Annotated in this window: 13 protein-coding genes, 1 tRNA gene and 1 pseudogene; 6 read left to right on the top strand and 9 right to left on the bottom strand. The window is 71.4% G+C overall.

All coding sequences use genetic code 11. From position 1 onward, the window contains the following. The 3 genes from pfkB to IE312_RS19625 all read right to left on the bottom strand — a co-directional run. A partial coding sequence (pfkB, locus tag IE312_RS19615; protein WP_189983521.1) for a 1-phosphofructokinase occupies window positions 1–945 on the bottom strand: 945 nt, incomplete at its 3' end. Continuing rightward, entirely contained in the window at window positions 942–1703 is a 762-nt protein-coding gene (locus IE312_RS19620; protein WP_189983523.1) for a DeoR/GlpR family DNA-binding transcription regulator, read from the bottom strand. The genes pfkB and IE312_RS19620, both read right to left, overlap by 4 nt. Window positions 1704–1909: 206 nt before the next feature. Next, window positions 1910–3442 (bottom strand): MFS transporter, encoded by a 1533-nt coding sequence (locus IE312_RS19625; protein WP_370467573.1) that lies wholly within the window; start codon window positions 3440–3442, stop codon window positions 1910–1912. A gap of 41 nt (window positions 3443–3483) precedes the next feature. Between IE312_RS19625 and IE312_RS19630 the strand changes: the two genes are divergently transcribed. Further along, window positions 3484–4515 carry a helix-turn-helix transcriptional regulator gene (locus tag IE312_RS19630; RefSeq protein ID WP_189983589.1) on the top strand — a complete coding sequence of 344 codons (1032 nt, stop codon included), beginning with the start codon at window positions 3484–3486 and terminating at the stop codon, window positions 4513–4515. On the opposite strand, the gene IE312_RS19635 is transcribed toward IE312_RS19630, so the two are convergent. Further along, window positions 4474–5169: a TetR family transcriptional regulator gene (locus IE312_RS19635; protein ID WP_370467574.1), complete on the bottom strand. Its 696-nt coding sequence runs from the start codon at window positions 5167–5169 to the stop codon at window positions 4474–4476. The genes IE312_RS19630 and IE312_RS19635 overlap by 42 nt on opposite strands. Window positions 5170–5765: 596 nt before the next feature. Continuing rightward, complete coding sequence (locus IE312_RS19640; RefSeq protein ID WP_189983527.1) at window positions 5766–6764, bottom strand: sigma-70 family RNA polymerase sigma factor; 999 nt, start codon at window positions 6762–6764, stop codon at window positions 5766–5768. Between the two features lie 214 nt (window positions 6765–6978). Here IE312_RS19640 and IE312_RS19645 point away from each other — a divergent pair, with 214 nt between their 5' ends. Further along, a complete protein-coding gene (locus IE312_RS19645) occupies window positions 6979–7497 on the top strand; it encodes a GNAT family N-acetyltransferase (protein ID WP_189983529.1) in 519 nt (172 codons plus the stop codon). A gap of 199 nt (window positions 7498–7696) precedes the next feature. On the opposite strand, the gene IE312_RS19650 is transcribed toward IE312_RS19645, so the two are convergent. Next, window positions 7697–8488 (bottom strand): dioxygenase family protein, encoded by a 792-nt coding sequence (locus IE312_RS19650; RefSeq protein ID WP_189983531.1) that lies wholly within the window; start codon window positions 8486–8488, stop codon window positions 7697–7699. A 129-nt stretch (window positions 8489–8617) separates the two neighbouring features. On the opposite strand from IE312_RS19650, the gene IE312_RS19655 reads away from it, so the two are divergent. After that, window positions 8618–9130: a MarR family winged helix-turn-helix transcriptional regulator gene (locus IE312_RS19655; protein ID WP_189983533.1), complete on the top strand. Its 513-nt coding sequence runs from the start codon at window positions 8618–8620 to the stop codon at window positions 9128–9130. An 88-nt stretch (window positions 9131–9218) separates the two neighbouring features. Here the strand turns inward: IE312_RS19655 and IE312_RS19660 are convergent, their stop codons facing one another. Next, window positions 9219–10757: an MFS transporter gene (locus tag IE312_RS19660; RefSeq protein WP_189983535.1), complete on the bottom strand. Its 1539-nt coding sequence runs from the start codon at window positions 10755–10757 to the stop codon at window positions 9219–9221. A gap of 246 nt (window positions 10758–11003) precedes the next feature. Next, window positions 11004–11651 carry a TetR/AcrR family transcriptional regulator gene (locus tag IE312_RS19665; RefSeq protein ID WP_189983537.1) on the bottom strand — a complete coding sequence of 216 codons (648 nt, stop codon included), beginning with the start codon at window positions 11649–11651 and terminating at the stop codon, window positions 11004–11006. Window positions 11652–12037: 386 nt separating this feature from the next. Here IE312_RS19665 and IE312_RS19670 point away from each other — a divergent pair, with 386 nt between their 5' ends. Together IE312_RS19670 and IE312_RS19675 are read left to right on the top strand one after the other, a co-directional pair. Then, the gene (locus IE312_RS19670; protein ID WP_189983539.1) at window positions 12038–13321 is read left to right on the top strand and encodes a M6 family metalloprotease domain-containing protein; all 1284 of its coding nucleotides are present in this window, start codon (window positions 12038–12040) and stop codon (window positions 13319–13321) included. A gap of 199 nt (window positions 13322–13520) precedes the next feature. Beyond that, window positions 13521–13593, top strand: a tRNA-Arg gene (locus IE312_RS19675). Between the two features lie 129 nt (window positions 13594–13722). Here IE312_RS19675 and IE312_RS19680 read toward each other — a convergent pair. After that, on the bottom strand, window positions 13723–14355 hold the full coding sequence (locus IE312_RS19680; RefSeq protein ID WP_189983541.1) for a hypothetical protein: 633 nt from the start codon (window positions 14353–14355) through the stop codon (window positions 13723–13725). 404 nt (window positions 14356–14759) lie between these two features. Here IE312_RS19680 and IE312_RS40915 point away from each other — a divergent pair. Beyond that, window positions 14760–14913, top strand: a pseudogene (locus tag IE312_RS40915) (class I SAM-dependent methyltransferase); the annotation flags it as partial.

A 14913-nucleotide genomic window follows, 5' to 3' on the forward strand; every position in this document is an offset into this window, starting at 1 on the left:
TGACACCGGCTCCGTCAGTTCGCGGTCCAGGGGGAGGTCGGCCGTGACCGTCACCGCCGCCGGGTCCAGGTCGGCCGGGGTCGGCATCACGCTGCCGGGGAGCTGTACGGCGGCGGCGCCGTGGGCGACGGCGGAGGCGAGCGCGTCGGGGCCGGTGCCGCCGGCGATGAGGAAGCCGGCCAGCGAGGCGTCGCCGGCGCCGACGTTGCTGCGGACGGCGCTCACCCGGGCGCTGCCGAACCAGGCGCCGGTGGCCGACACCAGGAGCTGGCCGTCGGCGCCCAGGCTCGCGAGCACGGCGCCCGCGCCCCTCGTGCGCAGCTCCTCGGCCGCCTTGAGGGCGTCGCCCACGGTGGCCAGGGGACGCCCGACGGCCTCCGCGAGTTCCTCGGCGTTCGGCTTCACCACGTCGGGCCGCGCGCGCAGTGCCTCCTGGAGCGCGCGCCCCGAGGTGTCCAGCGCGATACGCGCGCCCTCGGCGTGCGCCCGCGTGACGACATCGGCGTACCAGGAGGGCGCGAGGCCCCGGGGCAGGCTGCCGCAGCACGCGATCCAGTCGGCGTCACCGGAGTGCGAGCGCACGGTGTCCAGGAGGAGTTCCTGTTCGGCGGCCGACAGCTCGGGACCCGGTGCGTTGATCTTGGTGAGTACCCCGTCGGCTTCCGCGAGCGCGATGTTGGAGCGGGTGGCCCCGGCCACGGGGACCGGCGCGACCTCGATGCCCTGCGCGTCGAGCAGGTCGGCGACGAGTGCGCCCGGCGCACCCCCCAGGGGCAGGACGGCGACCGTGCGCCGGCCGGCGGCGGCGACGGCCCGCGAGACGTTCACACCCTTGCCGCCGGGGTCCATGCGCTCGCCGGCGGCGCGGATGACCTCGCCGCGTTCGAGGACGGGGACCTCGTAGGTGCGGTCGAGGGAGGGGTTGGGGGTGACGGTGAGGATCATGCGCGCACTACTTCCGTGCCGCCACGCTCGATGGCGGCGGCGTCGTCCGGGCTCAGCCCGCTGTCGGTGATCAGCAGGTCCACGTCGCCCAGGCCGCCGAAGCGGGCGAAGTGCTCCTCGCCGTGCTTGGCGGAGTCGGCCAGCAGCACCACGCGGCGGGCGGCGGCCACGGCGGCCCGCTTGACCGCGGCCTCGGCGAGGTCGGGAGTGGTCAGACCGTGCTCGGCGGAGAATCCGTTCGCCGCGACGAACAGCACGTCGGCGCGGATCTCGCCGTACGCGCGCAGCGCCCAGGCGTCCACGGCGGCGCGCGTACGGTGCCGCACGCGCCCCCCGACCAGGTGGAGCTGGATGCCCGGGTGGTCGGCGAGACGGGCGGCGATCGGCAGGGAGTGCGTGACGACGGTGAGCCGGGCCTCCAGCGGGATCGCCGCCGCCACGCGGGCGACGGTCGTACCGGCGTCGAGGATCATCGTGCCCTCGGCCGGCAGCTCGGTGAGGGCGGCCTTGGCGATGCGGTCCTTCTCGTCGGCGGCGGTGGACTCGCGCTCGGTGAGGTCCGGCTCGAAGTCGAGACGGCCGACCGGAATGGCACCGCCGTGCACCCGGCGGACGAGCCCGGCCCGGTCGAGGGCCTTCAGGTCGCGGCGGATCGTCTCCGCGGTGACCTGGAACTCCTCGGCCAGCGACAACACGTCCACCCGGCCGCCGTCACGGGCGAGCCGGAGGATCTCCTGCTGCCGCTCCGGTGCGTACATGTCCGTTCGCCTCCGCCTCGCTCGCCGAACTGATGTCCGTTCACGTCTGAGTCATGCCCGAACGTGTGGTTTCACTGGCAGGCTACGCCCGGATATCCGGAAAGTAAACAGATTCGGGCGCCGCTCGGGCGGACTCGGACATCCGGCGCCGCGGGCAGCGAAGAGGCCCGGTACCGCACCGGTACCGGGCCTCTCGTCGTCCCAGGTCAGGGCACCAGCGCGGGCTCGGGCTCCTCCGCCGCGGGCGCCCCCGCCTCCGCGCCCTCCACGTGCTGGGCCGGGCGCTTCGGCAGGGCCGACATCAGCAGGAAGATGACGCCCATGATCCCGGCCACCCACCACAGCGCATGCTGGAAGGCGTGCACGAACGCCGGGCCGACCTGCGCCTGGGTCAGCCGGTCGCCGATCTCCCCGAAGAAGACCACCGACACCAGCCCCAGCCCCAGCGCGTTGCCCATCTGCTGCACGGTGTTGATCAGCCCGGACGCGGAACCGGCGTGCTCACGCGGCACCTCCGAGAGCACCGCGTCGGTCAGCGGGGCCACGATCAGCCCCATGCCGAGCCCCATCACGACCAGCGGCAGGGCCATCTGCCAGGAGGCGATGCCGAGGCCGTAGTGACGGACCTCCGCCAGGTAGAGCAGCACGCCCGCGCCCATGACCAGCGCTCCCGCCTGCAGCACCTTGCGGCCGAAGCGCGGCACCAGCTGCTGCACCGACAGCCCGGCCGCCGTGGACACCGCCAGCGAGAACGGCACACCGGTCAGCCCGGCCCGCAGCGGGCTCCAGCCCAGGCCGATCTGCATGTAGAGCGTCCAGACCAGGAAGAAGATGCCGAGCGCGACACCGAAGACGGTCTGTACGGCGATGCCCGCGGCGAAGCTCTTCACCCGGAAGAGGGACAACTCGACCAGCGGGGAACCGTCCCTGGCCGCCTTCCGTTTCTCGTACGACACCAGTGCCGCGAAGACGGCGAGCGAGCCCGCCATGCAGCAGTACCCCCACAGCGGCCAGCCCAGCTCGCGGCCGCGGGTGAGCGGGTAGAGCAGCATCAGCAGACCGAGCGTCACCAGGGCGACGCCGACGAGGTCCAGCTTCATCGCCCTGGGGGCCTTCGACTCCGTGATGAAGCGACGGCCCAGCAGCCAGGCGAGGACACCCACAGGGAGGTTGATGAGGAAGATGGGCCGCCATTCGAGGCCGAACAGGTTCCACTCCGTCAGCAGGGCGCCCAGCAGCGGGCCGGACACCGCGCCGAGGCCGACGATCGCGCCGAACAGACCGAAGACCTTGCCGCGTTCGTGCGCCGGGAAGGTGGCGTGCACGATGGACAGCACCTGAGGCACCATCAGCGCGGCCATACCGCCCTGCAGGATGCGGGAGGCGACCAGCATCTCCGGGTTCGCGGCGAAGCCGCACAGGGCGGAGGCGAGGGTGAAGCCGCCGATGCCGAGGAGGAACAGCCGCTTGCGGCCGTGGATGTCGCCGAGCCGGCCGCCGGTGATCAGGCCCGCGGCGAAGGCCAGGGCGTAGCCGGCGGTTATCCACTGGATCTGGCTGACCGAGGCGTGGGCGCTCCGCTCGATGGACGGGATCGCGATGTTGACGATCGTCACGTCCACCAGGTCCATGAAGGCCGCGGTCATCACGATGGCCAGGGCCAGCCAGCGGGCGCGGTCGGCCGCCGGGGGAGCGAGGGTGCTGTCTTTCGGGGTCATGAGAGAAAGGTAGGACCCCATTAGGTCAGATCGTGTCCCATATCTACGGCATGCTCGTCCGCATGACGACGGACACCCCGGCCCGGTTGCTGAAGCTCCTCTCCCTCCTCCAGACGCCCCGTGAGTGGCCCGGCGGGGAACTCGCCGGCCGGCTCGGGGTGTCGCGCCGCACCGTGCGGCGGGATGTCGACCGGCTGCGGGAGCTGGGCTATCCGGTGCAGGCGACGAAGGGTGCGGACGGCGGGTACCGGCTGGTGGCGGGCAAGGCGATGCCGCCGCTGGTGCTGGACGACGAGGAGGCCGTCGCGATCGCGGTGGGGCTGCGCGCCGGAGCCGGGCACGCCGTGGAAGGCGTCGAGGAGGCGTCCGTACGGGCGCTGGCCAAGCTGGAGCAGGTGCTGCCCTCGCGGCTGCGCCACCGCGTGTCCGCGCTGCAGGCCGCCACCACACCGCTGACCAGCGGGGACGGGCCGACCATCGCGCCGGAGACGCTGACCGTGATGGCGTCGACGGTGGCGGGTCACGAGCGGCTGCGGTTCGCCTACCGCGACAAGGACGGCAGCGCGTCCAGGCGGCTGACCGAGCCGCACCGCCTGGTGTCGACGGGACGGCGCTGGTACCTGGTCGCGTACGACCTCGACCGCGCCGACTGGCGCACCTTCCGGGTCGACCGGGTGAGCGAGCCGTTCCCGACCGGGGTCCGGTTCGCGCCGCGGGAGCTGCCGACGGGGAGCGCCGCCGAGTATCTGCGGCGGTCGATCCACCACCGGCAGGAGACGTACGCGTTCGAGGTGCGGTTCGCCGCGCCGGCCGACCAGGTCCGCGCACGGACACCGCGGTGGCTCGGCACACCCGAGGACGACGGCGACGGCGGCTGCCTCCTCCAGGGCACCACCGGCGACCCCGTGGAGTGGCTGGCGGTGCGGCTGGCGATGACGGGGTACGAGTTCACGGTCCGGGGGCCGGCGGCACTGGCGGAATCGGCACGGGAGCTGGGGGCGCGGCTGACCCGGGCCGGGGATGCCGGGCCGGCGGAACCGCGGGTGCCCTCCTCACCGTCCGCCGCCGAGGCCGCCCCACCCGAATTCCCGTAGCGCCCGCAGATTGCGCAGGGCCAGGGTGGCCGGGCTGCCGGGGCCGGTGGGCGGGGTGTCGGCGGCGGCCCACGCCTCCACGGCCACGCGGACGGCGGCACCGGCCACGGCCGCGGCGAAGCGGAGGTTCGCGTCGTCGGCCTTCCCGCCCGGCACCCGGGCCGCCAGGATCTCCGCCAGCGCCGCCTCGGACGTCTGGCACACCTCCGCCCAGACCTTGCCCAGGGCCGGGCTGCTGCGGGCCAGCCGGATGAGGGTGCGCAGCCACTCCCAGGAAGCGGCGGAGACGCCGGCGCCGGGGGTGAGGGTGTGCCGGACCGCGTGCTCCAGGGCCTGGGGCAGGGGCAGGCCGGCCGGGGCCGTGCGTACCGCCTCGGTCCAGCGCTGGGCGCCGGCCGCGTAGAGCGGGGCGACCGCCTCCTCCTTGCCGGCGAAGTACCGGTAGAACGTGCGCGGTGCGATGCCCGCGGCCTGGGCGATGTCCTCGGCGCGGGTGGCCCGCAGCCCCTGCCGCACGAAGAGGGCGGCCGCCGCCCGGGCGATCTCCATCCGGGTCTCGGCCTTCCGGCGTTCGGTGAGGGACATCGGCGCGGCGGGGGAAGAGGCCGGGGAGGCGGAAAACGGCTGGTGGGCGGCGCTGGGGGTGGTGCTCATCCGGGCAGGCTATGCCCGTGTGGCAGAATCTGCCATCCGGTGGTCCACCCCGGGGTTCAGGTACGGGGTGGGCCGCCTTTCCAGTCTCCGGGCCCGCGCCACTCCGTCATCGCGCACACCTGTCGCCCCGCCGCGGCCCCTGTCACAGCGACAGTTCTCACCGCGCCGCAGCCCCGCCACCGCACCGTTCCGTCACCGCACCGTTCCGTCACCGCGCGCGGACCGGAAAGGAAGTAGCCGGACTCCGGCGCCTGGGGGGGGATAGGCGCCGAAGCCCGGCTCGGGAAGGTCCCGGCGCCGGGGGGGGATGTGCGTCGGGACGTGGTTCACGTGGGGCCGGCCAGGTCGTGGCCGGGGGGTGCGGTGTGGGGGTGCGCTGTGCGGGGGGAGTGCGGTACCCGGGCCCACTGGGCCCGGAAGGGTTGTTCCCTCCGGCCCAGGGGTTGAAGCGACCGGACCACGCCATGTTTGCGCCGTCTTTCGCCCCGGTGCGCGCCGCCCAGTGCGCCGTACGCCGGGTACGCCAGGTCCCTCACGCCGGGTACGCCCGGTACGCCGGTTCCCCCGCGGCCCCGGCCGCGCCTCGGGGCCCGGTCTCACGCCGCCGCGTCGAACCCGGTGCTCCGGGCCAGCTTCTTCAGCTCCAGCAGGGCGTGCTTCTCGATCTGCCGGATCCGCTCTCGGGTGAGTCCGTGCTCCTTGCCGACCTCGGTCAGGGTGCGCTCGCGGCCGTCGTCGATGCCGTAGCGCATCTTGATGATGGAGGCCGTGCGCTGGTCCAGGCGGCCGATCAGGTCGTCCAGTTCCTCACTGCGCAGCAGCGTCAGCACGGACTGCTCGGGGCTCACCGCCGAGGTGTCCTCCAGCAGGTCGCCGAACTGGGTCTCGCCCTCGTCGTCCACCGACATGTTCAGCGAGACCGGGTCGCGGGCCCAGTCGAGGACGTCGATGACGCGCTCCGGCGTCGAGCCCAGCTCCGCGGCGATCTCCGCGGGCTCCGGGTCGCGGCCGTTCTCGCGGTTGAACTCGCGCTGCACGCGGCGGATGCGGCCCAGCTCCTCCACCAGGTGGACGGGGAGCCGGATCGTGCGGGACTGGTCGGCGATGGAACGGGTGATGGCCTGCCGGATCCACCAGGTGGCGTAGGTCGAGAACTTGAAGCCCTTGCGGTAGTCGAACTTCTCGACGGCGCGGACCAGGCCGGCGTTGCCCTCCTGGATCAGGTCGAGCAGCGGCAGCCCGCTGCGCGGGTAACGCCGGGCGACCGCGACGACCAGGCGGAGGTTGGAACGGATGAAGACGTCCTTGGCCCGCTCACCGGCGGCGACCAGGGCCTCGAGCTCCTCGCGGGTGGCGTCCGACCTGGACTCCTCCTCACCGTCGAGGAGCTGTTGCGCGAACACACCCGCCTCGATGGTCTGTGAGAGCTCGACCTCCTTTGCGGCGTCGAGCAGCGGCGTACGCGCGATCTCGTCGAGGTACATGCCGACCAGGTCGCGGTCTGCGATCTCGCCGCCATGAGCGCGAACACTGCTTGCCGAGTCGGCCGTCTCGCCGGTGGCGGACTGACGACGGGCGACGGCACGGGTTGCCATGCGTGCTCCCTTGCGATGGTGGGCTGGCGGGTGGTCCTGGTGAACGCCCGGCACTGAGGAGAACCGTCTCCGGGACTGCCTCACTCGCTCCGAGACTGTCTCCGAGTGCCCTGCATCCGTGGGAAACAACGACTGGAATCCGGACAGAATTCCCAACCCACCCCGCGATTTTTCTGATCATGCAGTACCCTGTTCCGCCGCGCAGGGAGGCGAGATGACGTCGGAGCATGCCGAGGTGCAGGTCAGGCCGGGGATCGAAGAGGATCTGGACGCCCTCACGGCGATCTACAACCACTACATCCGTGAGACGGCCATCACATTCGACACCGCGGTGTTCTCCCCGGAAGAGCGCCGCCCTTGGCTGCTCTCCCACCCGGAAGACGGCCCCCACCGGCTGATGGTTGCCGTGGACGCGGACTCACAGCGGATCCTCGGGTACGCCACGTCCAGTCCGCACCGGCCCAAGCCGGCGTACGCGACCTCCGTCGAGACGTCGGTGTACCTCGCCCCGGACGCCGGCCGGCGCGGGATCGGCACGGCGCTCTACCGCGCCCTGTTCGACGCCCTCGCCGGGCAGGACGTCCACCGCGCCTACGCGGGCATCGCGCAGCCGAACGAGGCCTCAGAGCGACTGCACGCCCGCTTCGGCTTCCGGCACATCGGCACGTACCGCGAGGTGGGCCGCAAGTTCGGCCGCTACTGGGACGTGGCCTGGTACGAGAAGGACCTGTAACCGACCGGGGGCGGCAAGCGCCAACCGCAACGGCCGGGTACGGGGAGCAGCCGCGACGGCTGGGTGCGAAGCAGCCGCAGCCGCCCGGCTGCGGGGACGCAGCCGCAACGCGCCGGCCACCGGATGCAGCCGCAACCGGCCGACTACGGGGTGTGTCCGCAACCGTCCGGATACGCGAGGCACCTGCGCCCCGCTCCCCCTACCCGAACTGCACGGACCGCTTGGCCATTCCCATCCAGAACCCGTCGATCACCGACTTCTGCGCGTCCAGCCCGCCGTCGGCGTCCGCCGCTCCCATGGTGACGAAGAGCGGGGCGAAGTGCTCGGTGCGCGGGTGGGCGTACCGGCCGGCCGGGGCCTTGTCCAGGAAGTCGAGCAGGGCGTCCCAGTCGCGGGCCTCCAGGGCGCGCCGGCCCCAGTCGTCGAACTCGGAGGACCAGCTCGGCACACCCCGGCCGGCGTGGCGCAGGGCGGCGAGGTTGTGCGTGAAGAAGCCGGAGCCGACGATCAGCACGCCCTCGTCGCGCAGGGGGGCGAGCTTGCGGCCGATGTCCATCAGGCGCACGGGGTCGAGGGTGGGCATGGAGATCTGCAGGACGGGGATGTCGGCGTCGGGGTACATCTCGACCAGGGGGACGTAGGCGCCGTGGTCGAGGCCCCGGTCGGGGATGTCCTGGACGGGGATACCGGGGGCGCGCAGCAGCCTGCGGACGGCCTCGGCAAGCGCCGGTGCGCCGGGGGCGGGGTAGCGGACCCGGTAGTAGTGCTCGGGGAAGCCCCAGAAGTCGTAGACCAGCGGGACGGTCTCGACCGCGCCGAGGGCGAGCGGCGCCTCCTCCCAGTGGGCGGAGACCATCAGGATCGCCTTGGGGCGGGGCAGGCCGGCGGACCAGGCGGCGAGCTGACCGGGCCAGACGGGGTCGTCGGCGAGCGGCGGGGCGCCGTGGCTGAGGTAGAGGGCGGGCATGCGCTCCTGGGGGGTGGCGGACATGGCGGCGGCTCCCGGTGCTCCAGTTGCTGGGACTGCTGTCGAGCGAGTTGCTTTAACTCTCAAGCTCTCACTCCGACACTACGCCCAACTTGTTTAAGTTTCAAGGAGGGGGCTCGTACAGTGGGATACATGAACACGGCACCGAACTCCGCCGCAGCACCGCACCGCTGGCTCACCGATGAGGAGCAGCGCGTCTGGCGTGCCTACCTGCACGCCACCACCCTCCTGGAGGACCACCTCGACCGGCAGCTGCAGCGTGACGCGGGCATGCCGCACATCTACTACGGCCTCCTCGTCGGCCTCGCCGAAGCGCCCCGCCGCCGGCTGCGGATGACCGAGCTGGCGATGCAGGCCAAGATCACCCGGTCCCGCCTCTCGCACGCGATCGCCCGGCTGGAGAAGAACGGCTGGGTGCGGCGCGAGGACTGCCCCTCCGACAAGCGCGGCCAGTTCGCCGTGCTCACCGACGAGGGCCACGAAGTGCTGCGGCGCACCGCGCCCGGCCACGTGACCGCCGTACGGCAGGCGCTGTTCGACCGACTGGGACCCGAACAGCAGAAGGCCCTCGGCGAGATCATGGAGATCATCGCCGAGGGCCTCCAGCCCGACGAAGCGGGTGCGGACCTGCCCTGGCTCCGCTAGCGCGCCCGGGCTCCGCCGGCGCGCCCAGGCTCCGCGCAAGTGCCCGGGCTGCGCCGCACCACCCTGCCGCCGCTCGCCGCGTGACCCGTCAGTGGGCCACCACCGGCACCGGCACCTCGTCCTCGACGCCCTCGCCCGAGGCCACCGGGGCGGAACCGGGACGGCCGGCGTTGACGAAGGTGAAGGCGATCAGGGCGGCCACCGCAAGGATGCCCACCGCGAACCAGATCGCGGCGGTGTAGCCGTGCACCATGCCCTGCAGCTGCACCAGCTGCTGCTGCGGCTTGGCGGTGGCACCGGCGATGTGGTCCTTGATGTACGAGGTGGTCGCCGAGGCGGCGATGGTGTTCAGCAGGGCGGTGCCGATCGCGCCGCCCACCTGCTGCGAGGTGTTGACCATCGCGGAGGCGACACCGGCGTCCCGGGGCTCGACACCCTGGGTGGCCAGGGACATGGCCGGCATGAACGCCGTACCCATGCCGAGGCCGAGCAGCACCATCGCGGGCAGCAGCAGGACGCCGTACGAGGAGTCGATCTCCAGCTGCGTCAGCAGCAGCATGCCGAGCGCGGCGACCAGGAAGCCCGGGCCCATCAGCAGGCGGGCCGGGACACGGGTCATCAGCCGGGTGCCGATCTGGGTGGAGCCGGTGATCATGCCGGCCACCATCGGCAGGAAGGCGAAACCGGTCTTGACCGGCGAGTAGCCCTTCACGACCTGCAGGTAGTAGGTCAGGAACAGGAACAGACCGAACATGCCGATGATCGCGAGACCCAGCGAGAGGTAGATGCCACCGCGGTTGCGGTCGGTCACCACGCGCAGCGGCAGCAGCGGGGCCTTGACCTTGGACTCCACGATCGCGAACGTGACCAGCAGCACCACGGAGGCGACGAACATCGACACGGTCACCGCGTCGCCCCAGCCGTCGGACTCGGCGCGCGTGAAGCCGTACACGAGCGCGACCAGACCGAGGGTGGACAGCAGGACGCCGGGGATGTCGAGCGGGTTGCGGTTGCGGCCGCCCTCCGGCTCGCGGATGACGAAGTAGGCGCCGGCCGCGGCGACCACGGCGAACGGGACGTTCACGAAGAAGGTCCAGCGCCAGTCCAGGTACTCGGTCAGGAAGCCGCCGAGGATCAGGCCGACGGCACCGCCGCCGCCCGCGATCGCGCCATAGATGCCGAACGCCTTGGCGCGCTCCTTGGCGTCGGTGAACATCACCGCGAGCAGGGACAGCGCGGCCGGGGCGAGCAGCGCGCCGAAGACGCCCTGCAGCGCACGGGCGCCGAACATCATCGCGCCCGTGGTGGCGGCACCACCGAGCGCGGAGGCGGCCGCGAAGCCGCCGAGACCGAGCACGAAGGCGCGCTTGCGGCCCCACAGGTCGGCGATCCGGCCGCCGAAGAGGAGCAGTCCGCCGAAGGCGAGGGCATAGGCCGTGACGACCCACTGCCGGTTGCCGTCGGATATGCCGAGGTCGGTCTGGGCGGACGGCAGGGCGATGTTCACGATGGTGGCGTCGAGGACGACCATCAGCTGGGCGAGCGCGATGAAGACGAGCGCCTTCCAGCGGTTGGCGTCAGCGCTCGGGACGATGGCGCCGGGAGCCTTGGAGGCTGTATCGGACATGGAGATACCCACTTCGGGACTTCGTGACTGCGGGACTCTGACCCCGCAGGGAGGCGAAAAATGTCGAGAAACTCTAGAAAGTCGAGAAAGTCGAGAAAGTCGAGAAAACGGAGTAAGGCGGAAAGGTGAAGAGGAGCGCGGCCGCCGGCCGGCCGGCGGCCGTGTCACAGGGGAGGACTCGGCGGTGAAGCGGAACTCATCGGTGGCTGATCGACAACGGGATCGGTCTGGATCGGTGTGGATCGGTCAGGACGCGCGCAGCTCCCTGAGGCTGACGGCCCGGCCCGGCAGGGCCGAGCGGGCCGGGGCCCGCAGGCCGTCGAGGAGCAGCTGCAGATGACGGTGGACGAAGCGGTCACCGCGCACGCAGTCCGTACCGGCCGGGGGCCGGCTCAGCTGTGACACGACGACCATGAGGTCACCGACGCCGACGTCCGGCCGGAGCTGCCCGGCCGCCTTCGCCCGGCCCATGACCTCCTCGACGAGCCGCTCGACGCGCTTGCTGGCGGCTTCCAGGTCGGGGTGGTGCTTGTCGAACGTGCTGGACACCATGGGGCACAGCGCGCTGATCCGCTCGTCGGCGGCGGTGTGCACGAAGCGCTCCAGGGCGGCGAACGCGTCCCCGGTCTCCGCGAGGGCCAGCTCGGCCGCCTCGGCCGTGCGGTCCATCACGGAGCAGACGACCTCACGGACGAGGGCGTCGCGGTCGGGGAAGTTGCGGTACACCGTGGCGTTCCCGACCCCGGCACGGCGGGCGATCTCGTCCAGCGGCACGTCGGGGCCGTGCTCGACGAACATCTCCCGGGCGGCGGTGACGATCCGCTCCCGGTTGCGCAGGGCGTCGGCGCGCGGCCGGGGCGCCTTGCGCGGTGCGGGGGCGGTCGGGGTCTGCACGGCGTACTCCTTCGGGTCGGTGCGGTGCGGCGGGTCGTGCGGGTGCTGCGGTACTGCGGGTACTCGGTCGCCCGATCGCTCGGCCGCCCGTCCGTCCGTCCGATCATCGGATCGGCGGATCGACGCCCGGGGACGATCCGGGGAACCGGTCCCCGTTTCGCTCGGACACAGGGCTAAACGGGGAGACGGTCCCCGGTTATTTCCCGGCAGCCCAACGAACCGCTGTGACCTGAGACACAATCACCGCCCGCGGGGATTCACCCCGGTGCGGGCCCGCTTTCGCACGATCGGTCTCCTCCAGCGCGCGCCCGCCACAACCCCGGCACAGGGTGAGCGCAAGGGTGCAGCCGGAGACCGGCGGCTGCCGTGGCGCGAAAGGTCCCTGCATGCAGCCGCAGCCGCCGCCCCGCCGCCGCATACGCCAGCGCCGGTTCGCCGGACTGTCCGTGGTGACCGCACTGACCCTCGCGGTCAGCACCTCGGCCGGGACGGGAAACCTGACGGCGCTCCCCACCACCGCCGGACCCGTCAACCTGGCCGGCTCCTCCGCGCTCCTCCCCTGCATGATCCGTGGCGGCCCGGCCGTGCAGATGACCGAGGGCCTGCCCACCCCGCCCGGTTACTCCCGCTCCACGGGCACCGTCCGCGCCCTGACCCTGATGGTCGACTTCCCCGACGCACCCGGCCAGGGCAGTGCGATGGACCGCTTCCACGAGTTCTTCCCGCAGACCCAGGAGTGGTTCCGCACCGCGTCGTACGGCCGGCTCGACTACCGCCCCGAGACCCCGGTGACCACCTGGCTGCGCATGCCGAAACGCTTCCGGACCTACGGCATAGAGCGCGGCGCGCCCTTCGACCCCGGATACCGGACCCTCGTCCAGGACATCGTGGCCACCGCCGACCCGACGGTGGACTTCCGCGACTACGACCTGCTGAACGTCCTCGTCACCCCGAACGCCGGCCCCTCCGCCCTGGACACCGTGCTGTCCGTGACCTTCGCCGGCAACGACGACGCCCCGGTCGCCGACGGCGTGCGCATAGCCAACGCCTCCTTCGTCTACTCCCGCCAGGACGACGGCTCCGGCTCCTACTCCCGCACCGGCTACCGGGTGCTGCCCCACGAGAACGGCCACACCTTCGGCCTGCCCGACCTGTACACCCAGGACGGCGGGGGCGCGGTCGGGCACTGGGACATCATGAGCGAGGACTGGGGCGCCGACAACGACCTGCTCGGCTGGCACAAGTGGAAACTGGGCTGGCTGGACGGCGGCCAGGTCGGCTGCGCGGCGGCCCGGGGCAGCGTCGAGTACAGCCTGTCCCCGCTGTACAGGGCCGGCGGCGGCAAACTGGTCCTGGTGCCGATCACCGCGCGCACCACCTACGCGCTGGAGGTCCGCGCGCAGGGCGGCAACGACGAGGTGGTGTGCCGCCCCGGCGTCCTCATCTACAAGGTCGACGCCACCGTCGACACCGGCCGCGGCCCGGTCACCGTCTACGACAGCCACCGCAACAGCGGCGGCTGCACCCGCAGCCCCAACGTCCACACCGAACTCTCCGACGCCCCCTTCACCCCCGGCGAGACCTTCAAGGACCCCCGCCACGGCATAGCGATACAGGTGGTCACCATGGACCCGGAGGGCAACTGCCGGGTACGGATCAGCCGGGGGTGAGGGGGACGGAGCGCGGGGGGGCGGGGGCGCGGGGGCATTGGCCGCGGGGGCGCGGGGAACGGCGAGCGGCCCGCACCTGGCAGAACCCCACTTGGACCTCCACACACCCCCCGCCCCAGACCTGACCCCATTCCCTCCACCCCGCCCCACCCTGATCCGGTACCCTGTGGACCGAGCGCCCACCAGGACGCCCACCCACGCCTTCGTAGCTCAGGGGATAGAGCACCGCTCTCCTAAAGCGGGTGTCGCAGGTTCGAATCCTGCCGGGGGCACAAGGGAAAAGACCCCGGACCGATCATGGTCCGGGGTCTTTGACGGCAGTATCTGACGGCAGTCGCATCTGAGGCTCGCCACAGGTCGAGGTCATCTACGCGTTTTCCGCCTGATCGCGGCGCTGCTCATCATCGCGGCTGGGGTCCGGTTGGTGCGGATTGCCCCTGATCATCCGCTGACGGTTGCGGGTTCGAAACCATCGCGGTGACAAGGATGGTCAAGATTTCGGTGCGCTGTTCGGGAGACAGGCGCGCATCAGCAACCAGCCGTTCCGCCGCGAGGTAGCGGGAAAGCTCCAGGGGTTGTCCAAAGTAGGAGCGCAAATGTTCTGCCGCCGTCTCCTGCGACCGAACGAACGTTCTCCCGATGAAGCCTGCAAGGCCAGCCGCCACTGCCCCAAGCCCGCCCGCGACGATGCTTCCAGCTGTGGTGCTGGCCATAAGAGCGACCGCGACGAAGCCGGCCAAGGCGATGAAGCCGATCCACATGACCCGCTGAGCACTGCGGAATGACCGGTTCGCCTGTCCAAGGGCAACATCGTGGTACAGCTTCAGCCGCGCGTGCGTTGTTTCCCAGAGTGCCGAGAGCGTCAGGAGTGAGGCGTCTCCCGAGACTTGCTGAGGTACCTCTATGGTGTCGACGTCACCTGTAGGAACAGGGCTTTGGTGCTGGTGGTCACCCTGCGAGGGGACATTGCGCAGCTCGTCGAGAAACGCATCGTCGATGAGCGAGGAACGCGCCTGGATATTCAGGGCGTTCACGAGGTGTCCTTCGGCCCTCGCTAGGCGCTCCTGGCTGGAAGCCACCTCTCGTTGCTCATTACGTCGCTCCGCCCTGGCCAACTCTGCCGCTGAGAAGAACCCAACAGCCAAGGACAGCGTCATCAAGAATACGGCGAGCCAGAAAGTCCACTGCTGCGTAAGCGGACGGCCGTCGAGCCATGCCAGCGTGCCCATCACCCCCGACAGGGCACCACATGCGCTTACGACTAGCCTGATCGTTCTCATAGAGCGGGTCGGCTCATACCTGTCACCTTCGGTCACGCTGCAACAGCCTGCCACGACAGCCACGGAACCGTGCGTCGATCATTCAAATGGGCCCACCCAGCGTCCACTAAGCAACTAGCGGACGCCGCTTGAGCAACCGGTCCATGTGGCTGATCGCCTCGGTCCTCGGCGACGCCCGCGACCTGCATGAGGAAGACGACAGTTTCGATGTTGTGCAGCTCCTTGGCCCGCTGTACCACCTCCCTGACCCTGTCGATCGGGCCAAGGCTCTGTCGGAAGCGTGCCGTGTTGTGAAGCCGGGCGGCCTGGTGG

This window comes from Streptomyces capoamus (assembly GCF_014654935.1).
Taxonomy (GTDB): Bacteria; Actinomycetota; Actinomycetes; order Streptomycetales; family Streptomycetaceae; genus Streptomyces; species Streptomyces capoamus.

Bases quoted from the DNA above. Each gene is read 5' to 3' on its own strand.
- IE312_RS19660 (WP_189983535.1), bottom strand. From the start codon at position 10,757: ATGTCCGATACAGCCTCCAAGGCTCCCGGCGCCATCGTCCCGAGCGCT.
- IE312_RS19670 (WP_189983539.1), top strand. From the start codon at position 12,038: ATGCAGCCGCAGCCGCCGCCCCGCCGCCGCATACGCCAGCGCCGGTTC.
- IE312_RS19635 (WP_370467574.1), bottom strand. From the start codon at position 5,169: ATGAGCACCACCCCCAGCGCCGCCCACCAGCCGTTTTCCGCCTCCCCG.
- IE312_RS19645 (WP_189983529.1), top strand. From the start codon at position 6,979: ATGACGTCGGAGCATGCCGAGGTGCAGGTCAGGCCGGGGATCGAAGAG.
- IE312_RS19655 (WP_189983533.1), top strand. From the start codon at position 8,618: ATGAACACGGCACCGAACTCCGCCGCAGCACCGCACCGCTGGCTCACC.
- IE312_RS19650 (WP_189983531.1), bottom strand. From the start codon at position 8,488: ATGTCCGCCACCCCCCAGGAGCGCATGCCCGCCCTCTACCTCAGCCAC.
- IE312_RS19625 (WP_370467573.1), bottom strand. From the start codon at position 3,442: ATGGGGTCCTACCTTTCTCTCATGACCCCGAAAGACAGCACCCTCGCT.
- IE312_RS19620 (WP_189983523.1), bottom strand. From the start codon at position 1,703: ATGTACGCACCGGAGCGGCAGCAGGAGATCCTCCGGCTCGCCCGTGAC.
- IE312_RS19630 (WP_189983589.1), top strand. From the start codon at position 3,484: ATGACGACGGACACCCCGGCCCGGTTGCTGAAGCTCCTCTCCCTCCTC.
- IE312_RS19640 (WP_189983527.1), bottom strand. From the start codon at position 6,764: ATGGCAACCCGTGCCGTCGCCCGTCGTCAGTCCGCCACCGGCGAGACG.